At 71.7% G+C, this 15,195-nt stretch carries 12 protein-coding genes; 10 read left to right on the top strand and 2 right to left on the bottom strand.

The genetic code is table 11. The features are described from left to right. Positions 1–268 precede the first annotated feature (268 nt). On the top strand, positions 269–547 hold the full coding sequence (locus O4J56_RS19835) for a hypothetical protein (protein WP_270687626.1): 279 nt from the start codon (positions 269–271) through the stop codon (positions 545–547). Between the two features lie 111 nt (positions 548–658). On the opposite strand, the gene ppgK is transcribed toward O4J56_RS19835, so the two are convergent. Then, positions 659–1,438, bottom strand: coding sequence for a polyphosphate--glucose phosphotransferase (gene ppgK, locus O4J56_RS19830; protein WP_270687624.1), 780 nt, complete (start codon positions 1,436–1,438; stop codon positions 659–661). A 242-nt stretch (positions 1,439–1,680) separates the two neighbouring features. Here ppgK and O4J56_RS19825 point away from each other — a divergent pair, with 242 nt between their 5' ends. Next, positions 1,681–2,661, top strand: coding sequence for a tRNA (adenine-N1)-methyltransferase (locus O4J56_RS19825; RefSeq protein WP_270687623.1), 981 nt, complete (start codon positions 1,681–1,683; stop codon positions 2,659–2,661). A gap of 225 nt (positions 2,662–2,886) precedes the next feature. Beyond that, the gene (gene arc / locus O4J56_RS19820; RefSeq protein ID WP_270687621.1) at positions 2,887–4,656 is read left to right on the top strand and encodes a proteasome ATPase; all 1,770 of its coding nucleotides are present in this window, start codon (positions 2,887–2,889) and stop codon (positions 4,654–4,656) included. A gap of 76 nt (positions 4,657–4,732) precedes the next feature. Here the strand turns inward: arc and O4J56_RS19815 are convergent, their stop codons facing one another. After that, positions 4,733–5,521 (bottom strand): isocitrate lyase/PEP mutase family protein, encoded by a 789-nt coding sequence (locus O4J56_RS19815; protein ID WP_270687620.1) that lies wholly within the window; start codon positions 5,519–5,521, stop codon positions 4,733–4,735. A gap of 369 nt (positions 5,522–5,890) precedes the next feature. On the opposite strand from O4J56_RS19815, the gene O4J56_RS19810 reads away from it, so the two are divergent. The 7 genes from O4J56_RS19810 (at position 5,891) to O4J56_RS19780 (ending at position 14,981) form a co-directional block, all read left to right on the top strand. Beyond that, positions 5,891–7,693: an alkyl/aryl-sulfatase gene (locus tag O4J56_RS19810; protein ID WP_270687663.1), complete on the top strand. Its 1,803-nt coding sequence runs from the start codon at positions 5,891–5,893 to the stop codon at positions 7,691–7,693. Between the two features lie 530 nt (positions 7,694–8,223). Beyond that, complete coding sequence (dop, locus tag O4J56_RS19805; RefSeq protein WP_408639142.1) at positions 8,224–9,744, top strand: depupylase/deamidase Dop; 1,521 nt, start codon at positions 8,224–8,226, stop codon at positions 9,742–9,744. Positions 9,745–10,065: 321 nt separating this feature from the next. Beyond that, positions 10,066–10,269 (top strand): ubiquitin-like protein Pup, encoded by a 204-nt coding sequence (locus tag O4J56_RS19800; protein ID WP_017625449.1) that lies wholly within the window; start codon positions 10,066–10,068, stop codon positions 10,267–10,269. Positions 10,270–10,483: 214 nt separating this feature from the next. Then, the gene (gene prcB / locus O4J56_RS19795) at positions 10,484–11,329 is read left to right on the top strand and encodes a proteasome subunit beta (RefSeq protein ID WP_270687619.1); all 846 of its coding nucleotides are present in this window, start codon (positions 10,484–10,486) and stop codon (positions 11,327–11,329) included. Positions 11,330–11,391: 62 nt separating this feature from the next. Further along, positions 11,392–12,162, top strand: coding sequence for a proteasome subunit alpha (gene prcA, locus O4J56_RS19790; protein WP_270687660.1), 771 nt, complete (start codon positions 11,392–11,394; stop codon positions 12,160–12,162). Positions 12,163–12,351: 189 nt separating this feature from the next. Further along, complete coding sequence (gene pafA, locus O4J56_RS19785) at positions 12,352–13,710, top strand: Pup--protein ligase (protein ID WP_270687618.1); 1,359 nt, start codon at positions 12,352–12,354, stop codon at positions 13,708–13,710. A 194-nt stretch (positions 13,711–13,904) separates the two neighbouring features. After that, positions 13,905–14,981: an FKBP-type peptidyl-prolyl cis-trans isomerase gene (locus O4J56_RS19780; protein WP_270687617.1), complete on the top strand. Its 1,077-nt coding sequence runs from the start codon at positions 13,905–13,907 to the stop codon at positions 14,979–14,981. Positions 14,982–15,195: the final 214 nt, after the last annotated feature.

The raw sequence follows: 15,195 nt of genomic DNA, 5'->3' as shown, positions 1-15,195 counted from the left end.
TCTCGGTGGGGCATGAGCCTAGGTTAGGGTCGCCACCTGGTGTTGATGGCTATGTGTGAAAGAAATGCTGCTATGCGTAGTCCGCATATGGCTGTTCCGCGAGCGTCCCATGGTGCACAGTCAAGGGACTGAAGTCCCCGCCTGGCTGGGATTTCGTCGACCAAGGGGAGGGCGGACGAGCATGGATACCCGTGGTTCCGGTGTGTCCGGCGTGACCGGAAACGGTCATCGGCTTGACAGGGCCCCCGACGCCGCATGGGCGCGGGCGGTGCGCGGATTGACCGCCGAACTGCGGTCCTGGGGCCTGGAGGCCCGCGTCGACCGGGCGACCGGAACCGTCGAGGCCGCCGGGGCGGGGGGCCGCCGCGTGCAGCGCGCGGTGCTGCGCCCGCACCGCGGCAGCCTGTGGTGGTGGCTGCGCTGGGAGGCCGAGGGCCTGCCGGGCGGCGCCGCCCTGCCCCAGTCCCCGCTCACCCCGGCCGCCGACCCCCGGGGCGCCGCCCGGCGCATCGTCCGCGTGCTGTCCCCCGCCCGTCCCGAGTCCTGACCCCCGGGACCCGGAACGGGTCCGGGCGGCGCCCCGGGCCCACCCGGCCGCCGTGTCCCGGGCCCGCCGGGCACGGCCCGGGCGCAACCCCGCCGCCCGCCCCGGGGCGGGTCAGGCGAAGCGCTCGGCCGCGATCAGCGCCGCGCCGGCGATGCCCGCCGCGTTCCGCAGCCCGGCCGGGACCACCTCGGCCCTCAGCTTCAGGTACTTGAGGAACCTGTCCGCCTTCCGGCTCACCCCGCCGCCGATCACGATCAGGTCCGGCGACAGCAGCTTCTCCACCTCCTCGTAGTACCGCTGCAGCCGCTCGGTGGCCCAGTCCTCGTAGGACAGCTCCTCGCGCTCCTTGGCCGCCGACGCCGCCCGCGTCTCGGCGTCGTGCCCGTCCACCTCCAGGTGGCCGAACTCGGTGTTGGGCACCAGGTGCCCGTCGACCAGCAGCGCCGTGCCGATCCCCGTGCCCAGCGTCGTGAGCAGGACGGTCCCGCGCACCCCGCGCGCCGCCCCCCACCGGTGCTCGGCCACGGCCGCCGCGTCGGCGTCGTTGACCGCGGCCACCGACCGCCCCGTCGCCGCCGACAGCAGCCCCTCCACGTCCCGCCCGATCCACCCGTCGTCGACGTTGGCCGCGGTCTCGGCCGTCCCGCCGCGCACCACCCCCGGGAAGGTCACCCCCAGCGGCGTCCCGGGCGGCGCGCTCGCGCCCACCGACGACACGATCCGCGCGACCACCGCGGCCACCGCCTCCGGTGTGGACGGATGCGGCGTGCGGATCTTCACCCGGTCGGTCGTGAACGCGCCCGAGCCCAGGTCCACCGGCGCGCCCTTGATGCCGCTGCCCCCGATGTCCACGCCCACGCCGACGTACGCGTCCGCTGCCTGGTCCGCCATGTCCGCCTCCTGAGTCCGCCACCTGCGCGGCCCGGGCGGCCCCCGCCGCCCGTTCCGGCCTCCGCCGTATTCGATGCCCCCGCGCGCGACCGATTACGCCGCGCGCGCACGCGGGGGATACTCTGGGCCGTCGCGCGCCCGGGCGGCGCCGGGCCGCAGGTCGATCCGTATCCGGAGCCTGTGTGGGCCCCGCCGCGGCGCGCCGTCGACCACCACCCACGACACCGGAGAGACGAGCACCAGTGACCGGCATCCACGGCCGCCGCGGACCCTTCGAGGACGGCGACATCGTGCAGCTCACCGACCCCAAGGGCCGGATGCACACCATCACCCTGAAGGCCGGTACGGCGTTCCACACCCACAAGGGGCGGCTGGACCACGACGACCTCATCGGCCGCCCGGAGGGCAGCGTGGTGCGCTCCACCTCCGGCGTCGGCTACGTCGCCCTCCGGCCGCTGCTGCTCGACTTCACCCTGTCGATGAAGCGCGGCGCGACCATCGTCTACCCCAAGGACGCCGCCCAGATCCTCGCCCAGGCCGACATCTTCCCCGGCGCCCGGGTGATCGAGGCCGGCGCCGGGTCGGGCTCGCTGTCCTGCTGGATGCTGCGCGCGGTGGGTGAGCACGGGCGGCTGTACTCCTTCGAGCGGCGCGAGGACTTCGCCGAGATCGCCCGCACCAACGTGCGCCGCTACTTCGGGGACGACCACCCGGCCTGGGAGCTGACCGTCGGCGACCTCAACGAGCGCCTCGCCGAGCCGGGCGCCCCGCGCGAGGTCGACCGCGTCGTCCTGGACATGCTGGCGCCCTGGGAGTGCGTGGACGCCGTCGCCGACGCCCTCATCCCCGGCGGGCTGGTGTGCGCCTACGTCGCCACCGCCACCCAGGTCTCCCGCGTCGTGGAGGCCCTGCGCGACCACGGCCGCTTCTACGAGCCGCACGCCTGGGAGACCATGGTGCGCGACTGGCACGTGGAGGGCCTGGCGGTGCGTCCCGACCACAAGATGATCGGCCATACCGGCTTCCTGGTGACCGCCCGCCGCCGGGCCGACGACGCGGAGCCGCCGGAGCGGCGCCGCCGCCCGGCCAAGGGCGCCTACGGTGAGGAGTGGCAGAAGAGCCAGAAGAAGAGGGAGGGCGGCGGGGGCGCCGCCGCCCCCGAGCCGGCGGCCCCGGAGCCGACCGCCCCGGACGCCTCCGCGGCGGACGGAGCGGGGGAGTAGCACACGCCCGCGGGCGCCCGGACCCCTCCCGGGGGCCGGGCGCCCCTGCGGCGCCGGGACCTGGGTGGAAACGTTACTTTCTCATTACGGCGCGTGCTCTACTACCAGGGTGACCTAGGCTTTTACAAGATCGAAAAGTGAGGCCTACGACACTCGCAGCGCCCGGGAGGTTAGGAATAGTCCATGGGTAGGTAGGGTTCCGAGTAGTCGTCCTCTTATAAGGAGGTGGCGGACGTGGCCGATCGCGACGACGAGCGTCAGGCAGAGCGCGACCGTGAAGTCGAAGAACTCACGGCCCAGGTCTCCTACTTGGAAAAGGAACTCAGCGTCCTCCGGCGCAAGCTCGCCGACTCCCCTCGCCATGTACGGCTTCTGGAGGACCGGCTCCGCGAGGCGCAGGCCAACCTCGCCGCCGCGAACGGGCAGAACGAGCGCCTGGTCTCCACGTTGAAGGAGGCCCGCGACCAGATCGTGGCCCTGAAGGAGGAGGTCGACCGGCTCGCCCAGCCGCCCTCCGGCTTCGGGGTGTTCCTGGGCTCGCGCGAGGACGACACGGTCGAGATCTTCACCAACGGCCGCAAGATGCGGGTCAACGTCAGCCCGTCGGTGGACGTGGAGACGCTCCGCCCCGGCCAGGAGGTCATGCTCAACGAGGCCTTCAACATCGTCGAGGCGCAGTCCTTCGAGACGGTGGGCGAGGTCGTCATGCTCAAGGAGGCCCTTGAGGACGGCGAGCGGGCCCTGGTGATCTCCAATCACGACGAGGAGCGCATCGTCCGGCTGGCCGAGCCGCTGCGCGGCGAGCCGGTCCGGCCCGGCGACTCCCTGCTGCTGGAGTCGCGCTCGGGATACGTGTACGAGCGCATCCCCAAGTCGGAGGTCGAGGAGCTGATCCTGGAGGAGGTGCCCGACATCTCCTACACCGACATCGGCGGCCTCGGCGGGCAGATCGAGATGATCCGCGACGCGGTCGAACTGCCCTACCTGCACAAGAACCTGTTCTACGAGCACCAGCTGCGCCCGCCCAAGGGCGTGCTGCTCTACGGTCCGCCCGGCTGCGGCAAGACGCTCATCGCCAAGGCGGTGGCCAACTCGCTGGCCAAGCAGGTGGCCCAGCGGACCGGCCAGAACGTCGGCAAGAGCTTCTTCCTCAACATCAAGGGCCCCGAGCTGCTGAACAAGTACGTCGGCGAGACCGAGCGGCACATCCGCCTGGTCTTCCAGCGGGCCCGGGAGAAGGCCGGCGAGGGCACGCCGGTGATCGTGTTCTTCGACGAGATGGACTCGATCTTCCGCACCCGCGGCTCGGGCGTGTCCAGCGACGTGGAGAACACCATCGTCCCCCAGCTGCTCAGCGAGATCGACGGCGTCGAGGGGCTGGAGAACGTCATCGTCATCGGCGCCTCCAACCGCGAGGACATGATCGACCCGGCGATCCTGCGGCCCGGCCGCCTGGACGTCAAGATCAAGATCGAGCGGCCGGACGCCGAGGCGGCGCGGGACATCTTCTCCAAGTACATCACCGACGAGCTGCCGCTGCACGACGAGGACCTCGCCGAGCACGGAGGCTCCCGGTCGGCCACGGTGGACGCGATGATCCAGCGCGTCGTGGAGCGCATGTACTCCGAGACCGAGGAGAACCGCTTCCTGGAGGTCACCTACGCCAACGGTGACAAGGAGGTCCTGTACTTCAAGGACTTCAACTCCGGCGCGATGATCCAGAACATCGTGGACCGGGCCAAGAAGATGGCCATCAAGGACTTCATCGACAACCAGTCCAAGGGCATCCGGGTCTCGCACCTGATGCAGGCCTGCGTCGACGAGTTCAGCGAGAACGAGGACCTGCCCAACACCACCAACCCCGACGACTGGGCCCGGATCTCCGGCAAGAAGGGCGAGCGCATCGTCTACATCCGGACCCTGGTCTCCGGCAAGAAGGGCGCCGACTCCGGCCGCAGCATCGACACGGTGGCCAACACCGGCCAGTACCTGTAGAAGCGCGGCCCACAGCGGCCTGAAGGGGCCCACCGGCACTGCCGGTGGGCCCCCGTTCGTCCCGGTGCCGCCCTGCTCAGACCGCGTACGGATCGCCGTAGTCGGCCACCTGCGCGGCCACCTCCTTCAGCGTGTCCAGCGCGCGCAGGTACGGAACCGGGCCCAGGGACACGCGGGCCGCCCCCAGCTCGGCCACGCGCCTCAGGGTCGACCACCCGGGCATGCAGTTGGCGTTGATCGGCCCGGGCACCCCTTCGACGAGCGCCGCGAGCGCCTCCTCGGACGGGATCAGGATCGGGTAGACGCAGTCCGCGCCGGCGTCCATGTACCGGCGCCCCCGCTCGACGGCCTCGGTGAGGCGGTCCTCCGCGCTCGCGTCCCCGCCGCTGACGAACACGTCCACCCGGGCGTTGATGACCAGGTCGTGGCCGCTGCTCCGGGCCGCCTCGCGCAGCCGGGAGATGCGCGCCGCCTGCTCGGCCGCGCCGGCCATCCCGCCGCCCCGGTGGTCGGTGTCCTCGACGTTGAAACCGGCGGCGCCCATCCCGGCGAGCCGCTCCACCAGCTCCTCCGCGGGCAGCCCGTACCCGGCCTCGGCGTCGACGCTGACCGGGACGTGCACGGCCCGGGCGACGCGCGCGGCCGCGTCCAGCATCTCGTCGGCGGGTGCCCCCTCGTGGTCGGGGTGGCCGAGCATGGCCGCGATGGCCGCGCTGGCCGTCGCGACCGCGGGGAACCCGGCCTCCTCGACGATGGCGGCGCTGGCGGCGTCCCACACGTTCGGCAGCAGCAGCGGGTCGCCCGGCGTGTGCAGGTCCCGGAGCCTCGCCGCCCCGGTAGTGGCGGCGGTGGTCGTCGTGCCCATCGGTCCGGCCTCCGATCGGTCGGTTGGATGTCGGTCCCCTACGAGACGCGGCGGGATCCGGAAACGTGACACACCGCCCGGCGGCGCCTTGCGGGACAGGTGCTCCTGAGGCGGGGGCCCACGGGCCGCCGCCGCGCCGCTCCGCCGGAACCGGTTCGGGACGCGCCTCCTTTATTCGTCGATAGGGGCGAAAGTCGTCCCTTCATGCGTCCATTCGACCGCGCCCGTCCGTGTAGCGCCGGACGCCATTTCGTCCAGTGATTGGTCCCGCCCGTGCGAGTGACTTTTCCCTGGCGCTTGCAGCCGCACGGCCGCGGGAACGAAAACGGCTGAAATGTACATTCACGTCCGAGGAGGTCCACGGTGGAGATGCAACCGTCGTTCGACGACCGCACCGATTTCGAGAACGCCGACAAGGGCTACCGCGGAACGGCGAGTGAAACGCGGATCACCGACGACACCGGGCGCGTCGTGTGGGACCTGGACGCCTATGCGTTCCTCGACGCGGAATGCCCGCCGGAGGCGAACCCGAGCCTGTGGCGCCAGGCCCAGCTCTGCGCTAGGCACGGCCTGTACGAGGTCACCGACGGCGTCTATCAGGTCCGGGGCTTCGACCTGTCCAACATGTCCATCATCGAGGGCACCGAGGGCGTCGTCGTGATCGACCCGCTGATGTCGGTCGAGTGCGCGGCGGCGGCGATGTCCCTGTACCGGGAGATCCGCGGCGACCGCCCGGTCAAGGCGGTCGTCTACACCCATTCGCACGCCGACCACTTCGGCGGCGTCCGGGGGGTGCTGCCCGAGGGCGCCGACGTTCCGGTCATCGCCCCGGAGGGCTTCCTGGAGCACGCGGTCGCCGAGAACGTCTACGCCGGAACCGCCATGAACCGCCGCTCGGTGTTCATGTACGGGACGGTGCTCGGCAAGGACGCCTCCCACCAGATCGGCGCCGGCCTGGGCCAGACCACCTCCACCGGCACCATCTCGCTGATCGAGCCCACCGTGACCGTCACCGCCACCGGCCAGCAGCAGGTGGTCGACGGCGTCCGGCTGGTGTTCCAGCTGACACCCGGCACCGAGGCGCCCGCGGAGATGAACGTCTTCCTCCCCGACATGCGGGCCCTGTGCATGGCCGAGAACGCCACCCACACCCTGCACAACATCCTCACCCTGCGCGGTGCGCTCGTCCGCGACCCGCACGTTTGGGCGAACTACCTCACCGAGGCCATCGAGCTGTACGCAGCCGACTCCGACGTGCTGTTCGCCTCGCACCACTGGCCCACCTGGGGCACCGAGGAGCTCACCACCTACCTGTCGCAGCAGCGGGACCTTTACGCCTACCTGCACGACCAGACCCTGAGGATGATCAACCAGGGGTTGACCGGCAACGAGATCGCCGAGCGGATGAAGCTGCCGCCCGCGATCGCCTCCGCCTGGCACGCCCGCGGCTACTACGGCTCGGTCTCGCACGACGTCAAGGCGGTCTACCAGCGCTACATGGGCTGGTACGACGGCAACCCCGCCCACCTGTGGGAGCTGCCCCCGGTTCAGGCGGCAGGGCGGTACGTGGACTACATGGGCGGCGCCGACACGGTGGTGGACCGCGCCCGGCAGGACGTGGACGCGGGGGAGCTGCGCTGGCCCGCCCAGGTCCTCGATCACGTCGTCTTCGCCGACCCCCGCCACGTGCGCGCCCGTGAGCTGCTCGCCGAGGTGTACGACCGGCTCGGCCGGGGCGCCGAGAACGGCACCTGGCGCAACTTCTACCTGCAGGGCGCCGCCGAACTGCGCGGGAACAAGGTCCCCACGCCGCTCGACAGCTCGTCCCCGGACGTCCTCCGGGCGCTGAGCGTCGCGCAGATCTTCGACTCCATCGCCGTCCGGGTCGACGGCCCCCGCGCCTGGTACACCAGCCTGACCATCGACTGGATCTTCACCGACCTCAAGCAGGAGGTGCGGCTCCGCCTGTCCAACGGCGTCCTGGTGCAGACCGGCGCCCGCAACGGCTCCCGCGCCGACCTCACCCTGCTGCTCACCAAGCAGCAGCTCCTCGAACTGATCGCCACGCAGAGCCTGGAGGGCATCACGACCGAGGGCGACCCCCAGGCGCTCGCCACGCTGTGGAGCCTCCTGGCGGACGTGGATCCGGACTTCGACATCGTCACCCCGTGAGGGCCGCCGTGTGAGGGCGGGACGACGGGGGAGCGGGTCGGTCCCCCGTCGCCTTTTCCCGCGCCGGTGGAACTCCCCGGCGCGGAATACCGCAGGCGTTTCGTTCGTGCCTGTCCGCGCCCGGTAAAGAGGGGGCGGAGGGCGATTCCGCCGCCTTTCGCCGGCGCCTGTGGCAGGTGGGCGGAATAAGGGCCCGCGCGGATAGGCGGGGGACCGCGAGGGCCCAGTCCCTCCCACTCCGCCGCCGATCACCGCCCCTACAACGTTGATCTCGGGAAAAGCGCCCCTAAAAGCGGCCCGGAAGCGTCGTTTCCCCCGAGATCAACGCGGAGCGCGCCCGGCGCGCCGTCCGTGTGGGGCCGAACCGGCCGGACCCCGCTCCGGCGGCGCCGACGCCCCGTGGGCCCCGCCCGCCGGGGCGCCCGGCCCCCGGTGCCGGAAACGGTCCCTCCGGCCCCTGCCCGGAGGCACTTGGGCCACAATCCCCGGAGGGGAGTTCAAGACGGCGCGTCGGTGGATAACCTTCCACCATGACTGTGCGGCGGATTATGGGCATCGAGACCGAGTACGGGATCTCCGTGCCCGGGAACCCCGGTGCCAACGCGATGGTGACCTCTACCCAGGTGGTCAACGCCTACCTCGCGGCCTCGGCCGCCCGGGCGCGCAAGGCGCGCTGGGACTTCGAGGAGGAGAACCCGCTGCGCGACGCGCGGGGCTTCGACCTCGCGCGGGAGGTCGCCGACCCGACCCAGCTCACCGACGAGGACCTGGGGCTGGCCAACGTCATCCTGACCAACGGCGCCCGCCTGTACGTCGACCACGCGCACCCCGAGTACTCGGCCCCGGAGGTGACCAACCCCCGCGACGCGGTGCTGTGGGACAAGGCCGGTGAGCGGGTGATGGCCGACGCGGCCCGGCGGGCCGCCGCCGTGCCCGGGGTGGAGCCGATCCAGCTCTACAAGAACAACACCGACAACAAGGGCGCCTCCTACGGCTGCCACGAGAACTACCTGATGCGCCGGTCGACCGCCTTCGGGGACATCGTGCGCCACCTCATCCCCTTCTTCGTCTCGCGCCAGGCGGTCTGCGGCGCGGGCCGGGTCGGGATCGGCGCCGACGGGCGCGACTCGGGCTTCCAGATCAGCCAGCGCGCCGACTTCTTCGAGGTCGAGGTGGGGCTGGAGACCACGCTCAAGCGCCCCATCATCAACACCCGCGACGAGCCGCACGCCGACCCCGACAAGTACCGGCGGCTGCACGTCATCCTGGGCGACGCCAACATGAGCGAGGTGTCCACCTTCCTCAAGCTGGGCACCACCTCGCTGGTGCTGTCGATGATCGAGGACGGGTTCATCGGCGTCGACCTGTCGCTGGAGACGCCCGTGGCCGACCTGCGGGCCATCTCGCACGACCCCGGCCTGACCCACCAGGCGCGGCTGCGCGACGGGCGCCGGATGACCGCCCTGCAGATCCAGCGCGAGTACCTGGAGCTGGCCGAGAAGTACGTGCAGGACCGCTACGGCAGCGAGCCCGACGCCGACACCGCCGAGGTGCTGCGGATGTGGGCGGACGTCCTGGACCGGCTCTCGCGCGACCCCATGCTCTGCGCCGAGGAGCTGGACTGGGTCGCCAAGCTCAAGCTGCTGGAGGGCTACCGCAGCCGGGACGGGCTCGACTGGGGCCACCACCGCCTGCAGATGGTCGACCTGCAGTACTCCGACGTGCGCCAGGACAAGGGGCTGTACAACCGGCTGGCCGGGCGGGGCCGGATCAGGCGCCTGGTGGACGAGGCCGAGGTCGAGCGCTGTATCACCGAGCCGCCCGAGGACACCCGCGCCTACTTCCGCGGCCGCTGCCTGGCCAAGTACGCCGACGCGGTGGCGGCGGCCTCCTGGGACTCGGTCATCTTCGACCTGCCCGGCTACGACTCGCTGCAGCGGGTCCCCACGCTCGAGCCCAACCGCGGCACCCGCGAGCATGTGGGGGCGCTGCTGGACAGCGCCGACACGGCGGCCGACCTGGTCGCCGTGCTCACCGGCGGCAGGCGCTGAGCCGCGTGGGCCCGGGCCGGGGGAGCGGTAGGCCCCCGGCCCGGGCCCACGTGCGCCCACGGCGCCGCGGGACGGTCCCGGGCCCAGCGCCCGGCCCCGGCCGCGCCGCCGCACGCCGCTGACCGGCGCCTCGGCCGGGGCGGCCCGGTTCGCACCGGGGGTGGCGGGGAACACCCCGGGCCACGCCGACGTTCGGACGGGTGTACGGACAAAACGCCGCGAACTCGGTAACGTGCGGACAACGGGACCGGCGATCAAGGTTGAGCCGGGTTCCGCTGGGCCAAGATAAGGGCAACGGGCCCCGATCGAGGAGGTTGTGGGATGGCGACCAAGGACACCGGCGGGCAGAAGCACACGACCCGGCGCGACGAGGACGTCGAAGAGGTCGAGGCCGGCGCCGAGGCGCAGGAGCGCAACGAGAAGCTGGACGAGGACGTCGACGACATCCTGGACGAGATCGACGAGGTCCTCGAGTCCAACGCCGAGGACTTCGTCCGCCAGTTCGTCCAGAAGGGCGGCCAGTAGCCCCTGGGCCCGGGGCCGCCCGCGGGCCCACCGCCCGGATTCCGGTCCCGGACGCCGCCCCGGGCCGGTTCGCCCACAGCAGAGACCGGGCCGGTGGCTACACCCGTTCCCTCCGCTGTCAGTAGGGTCGGCGGTAAACGTCGATAGTCGCCCGCGCCCCGTCCGCCCCGCATCCCACCGCGGGGCGGGCGGGGCGCCACCCGAAGGGAGTCGCGTGTCTCAAGCGTTCGAGGGCGGACGGCTGCCCGCCGCGTACATGAACCCGGGGCCGGCGTCGTTCTCCGAGTTCCTCAGCGCGGTCCACCCCGACCTGCTTCCCCGGTGGCAGGACCTGCCGCACGGGACGGACGGCCGGCCCCTCACCCCCGAGGCCACCACGATCGTGGCGCTGACCTTCCCCGGCGGCGTCGTGCTCGCCGGGGACCGCAGGGCCACCTCGGGCACCACCATCGCCAACCGGGACATGGAGAAGCTGTTCCGCGCCGACGAGTACTCCGCGGTGGCGATCGCGGGCGCCGCCGGCATCGGCATCGAGCTGGCCCGCCTGTACCAGGTCGAGCTGGAGCACTACGAGAAGCGCGAAGGGCGGCCGCTGTCCCTGGAGGGCAAGGCCAACCGGCTGGCGAATATGCTGCGCGGCAACCTCGGCCTGGCCATGCAGGGCTTCGTCGTGGTCCCGCTGCTCGTCGGCTACGACGAGTCCCGCGAGGCCGGGCGCATCTTCAGCTACGACCCCGTGGGGGGCCGCTACGAGGAGCACCGCTTCCACTCGATCGGCTCGGGCTCGGTCTACGCCCGCGGGTCCCTGAAGAAGCTGTTCACCGACGGGCTCGACGAGGGCCAGGCCGTGACCGCGGCCGTGCAGGCGCTCTACGACGCCGCCGACGACGACTCGGCGACCGGCGGGCCCGACGTCCACCGCAAGATCTATCCGCTGGTCGACGTGGTCACCGAGGACGGCTACCGGCGGCTGCCCGCCGACGAGGTGGCGGCGGTCGCCGAGGCCGTGGTGGCCGGGCGGTCCGAGCGGCCCGACGGGCCCACGGCGCCGATCGACTGACCCGGACCGCGCCGACAAGCCCGCACGGACCAAAGAGAGCAAAGGAACGATCAGCGGTGTCGATGCCGTTCTACGTCTCGCCCGAACAGAGCATGAAGGACAAGGCGGACTACGCGCGCAAGGGCATCGCGCGCGGCCGCAGCGCCGTCGTCCTGCAGTACGACGGCGGGATCCTGTTCGTGGCGGACAACATGTCCCGCACGCTGCACAAGATCAGCGAGCTGTACGACCGGGTGGCCTTCGCCGCCGTCGGCCGGTACAACGAGTTCGAGAACCTGCGGCTGGGCGGTGTGCGCTACGCCGACTCCCACGGCTACGCCTACGACCGGCGCGACGTAACCGGCCGGATGCTGGCCAACGCCTACGCCCAGACGCTGGGCACGGTGTTCAGCGAGTCCAACAAGCCCTGGGAGGTGGAGATCGTCGTGGCCGAGGTCGGCGACGACGCCGACACCGACCAGATCTACCGCATCACCTTCGACGGCTCGGTCGTCGACGAGAAGGGGCTGCTGGCCATGGGCGGCTCCGCGGACGCGGTGACCGCCGCCCTCAAGGAGCGCTTCGACCCCGGCGCCGCGCTGGGCGAGGCGCTGTCGGCGGCCATGCACGCCCTGGCCCACGAGAACGGTGAGCGCCGGGAGCTGGACGCGGCCAACCTGGAGGTGGCGGTGCTGGAGCGGGCGCGCGAGCACCGCAAGTTCCGCCGCATCCAGGGGGCCCGGCTGAACCGCCTCATCGAGGAGGGGCGGGGCTCGTCCCCCTCCCCGTCCGGGGGCGCGGACTCCGGCGGTTCCGACGGGGAGGCCTCCGGCGACCAGGAGCCCTCCGCCTGATCAGGGGCGGATCCGAACGGCCCGGCCGCGCCCCGCGGAGCATCCGGTGGGGCGCGGCCGGTTTCCCCGGGCCGGACGGAGCCGATAACAACAGTGGAGTCGTCGGCAGCGCGGCGGGGCTCCGGCCGGTGCGGACCGGCCGCGACGGGCATCCGCGGCTGCCACGGGACGGGAAACGGGTGAGGCCGCGTGGAACGCCGCATTTTCGGACTTGAGAACGAGTACGGCGTCACCTGCACGTTCCGGGGGCAGCGCAGGCTGTCGCCGGACGAGGTGGCGCGCTACCTGTTCCGCCGCGTCGTGTCGTGGGGGCGCAGCAGCAACGTCTTCCTGCGCAACGGCGCCCGCCTGTACCTGGACGTGGGCAGCCACCCCGAGTACGCCACCCCCGAGTGCGACGACCTGGCCGACCTGGTCGCCCACGACAAGGCCGGCGAGCGGATCCTGGAGGGGCTGCAGGTCGACGCCGAGCAGCGCTTGCACGAGGAGGGCATCGCCGGCGAGATCTACCTGTTCAAGAACAACACCGACTCGGCCGGCAACTCCTACGGCTGCCACGAGAACTACCTTGTGGGCCGGCACGGCGAGTTCGGGCGCCTGGCCGACGTGCTCATCCCGTTCCTGGTCACCCGCCAGATCATCTGCGGGGCGGGCAAGGTGCTGCAGACCCCGCGCGGCGCGCTGTACTGCGTCAGCCAGCGGGCCGAGCACATCTGGGAGGGCGTCTCCTCGGCGACCACCCGGTCCCGGCCCATCATCAACACCCGCGACGAGCCGCACGCCGACGCCGAGCGCTTCCGCCGCCTGCACGTGATCGTCGGGGACTCCAACATGAGCGAGGTGACCACCCTGCTCAAGCTGGCCTCCACCGACCTGGTGCTGCGGATGATCGAGACCGGGGTGGTCATGCGCGACTTCACCCTGGAGAACCCCATCCGGGCCATCCGCGAGGTCAGCCACGACATGACCGGGCGCCGCAAGGTGCGGCTGGCCAACGGCAGGGAGGCCAGCGCGCTGGAGATCCAGCACGAGTACCTGGACAAGGTGCAGGCCTACGTCGACCGGAACGGCACCGACTCCACCGGCAAGCGGGTGCTGGAGCTGTGGGCGCGCACCCTGGAGGCGGTCGAGACGCAGAACCTGTCGCTGGTGGAGCGGGAGATCGACTGGGTCGCCAAGTACACGCTGCTGGAGCGCTACCGCGCCAAGCACGGGCTCTCGCTGTCCTCGCCGCGCATCGCCCAGCTCGACCTGACCTACCACGACATCCACCGCGACCGCGGTCTGTTCTACATGCTGCAGCGCAAGGGGCAGATGGACCGGGTCGTCGACGACCTGAGCACCTTCGAGGCCAAGTCGGTGCCGCCGCAGACCACCCGGGCGCGGCTGCGCGGGGAGTTCATCCGCAAGGCGCAGGAGAAGCGGCGCGACTTCACGGTCGACTGGGTGCACCTGAAGCTGAACGACCAGGCGCAGCGCACCGTGCTGTGCAAGGACCCGTTCAAGGCGGTCGACGAGCGGGTGGAGAAGCTGATCGCCGGAATGTGACCGGCGGGGCCGACGGGGCCGCGGGGGTGCGTCCCCCGCGGCCCCGGCCTGCGCTTCCGCGCCCCCGCGATTCGGACGGGGCGCGGCCGAAACCCCTGTGCCGCAGGGCCCTTAACCGGCTCTTACCCGGATACGGAAGGATCGCCTTTCCGATAGTGTGTCGGGGACCCGAGCCGATTTAGAGGTTGTGCCCTATGCGACGACGTGCCGCCGCCCTCGCGGTACCGTTCTCTGCCGTGCTGCTGGCGGTGTCCGCCTGCGGCACGATTCCCGAGGATTGGAAGACGCCGGCCTTCCTTCAGACCGGGGACGACGTGGACAGCCGGCTTCCGGAGGTCAGCGGGAAGCCCGGGGAGGAGCCCAAGGTCGAGTTCCCCGACATCGCCCCGCCCGGTGAGCAGATCTCCGGCGTGGTGCGGCCCGGCGAGGACCAGGGGGAGATCGTCCGCGCCGACGACCTGCTGCTCGTCGACATCGTCGACTACCAGTGGGAGGGCAAGGGCAAGGCGGAGAAAACCAACTCCACCTACGAGACCGGGACCCCCTTCCTGCTGTCCATGGAGCAGCTGGGCGAGGAGTTCAACAAGGACATCGTCAACCAGAACGTCGGCGCGCAGGTGGTGTTCGTCTTCCCCGCGGCCGACCCGGAGCAGGCCCAGGCGCAGGGGATGGACCCCTCGGAGATCCCCGAGGGCGACTCGGTCTCGGTGCTGGAGGTGCGCGACCGCTTCGGCAAGGGCGACACCGTCCCCGGCGAGCAGACCACCGACGGCGGCGACGGCCTGCCCACCGCCCCCGACAACGGCGCCGCCGAGCCGGAGATCTCCATCCCCGAGGGCGATCCGCCCAAGGAGCTGGAGAAGGTGAACCTCGTGGAGGGCGACGGCCCCGAGGTGAAGGACGAGCAGGAGCTCGTCGTCCAGTACACCGGCGTGCGCTGGGAGGACGGCAAGGTCTTCGACTCCACCTGGAGCAAGGGCGGCGCGCCGTTCACCTTCCCGCTGGGCCAGGGCCAGGTCATCGAGGGCTGGGACGAGGGCCTCAAGGGCGAGAAGGTCGGCAGCCGGGTGCTGCTGACGATCCCCGAGGACCAGGCCTACGGCAAGGAGGCCGCCGACAACGGGCAGCCCGCCGGGACGCTGGTGTTCGTCATCGACATCCTGGGCGCCGTCGACCCGCCGCCGCCGGCGGAGGAGACCGGCGAAGGCGAGGAGAAGTCCGGCGACGAGAAGTCCGGCGATGAGGACAAGTCCGGGGACGAGGAGAAGTAGCGGCGCCGTGCCGGGAGCCGGAGGGCTCCCGGCACGGGGACCATGAGGACACGGGGCGCGGGGCGGCCGAGGGCCGCCCCGCGCCTTCGCCGTGCCCGGCCCACACCACGGGCGCGTACCCGCGTTGATCTCGGGAGGAGCGACGCTACCGGGCCGCTTTTAGAGCTCGCGCGGATAGGCGGGCGCGCCGCAGGGGCCGAGCCTCGCGCCCCGC

Source organism: Nocardiopsis endophytica, from assembly GCF_027706725.1.
Classification (GTDB): Bacteria; Actinomycetota; Actinomycetes; order Streptosporangiales; family Streptosporangiaceae; genus Nocardiopsis_A; species Nocardiopsis_A endophytica.
This window is presented reverse-complemented; position numbering and strand designations above follow the sequence as displayed.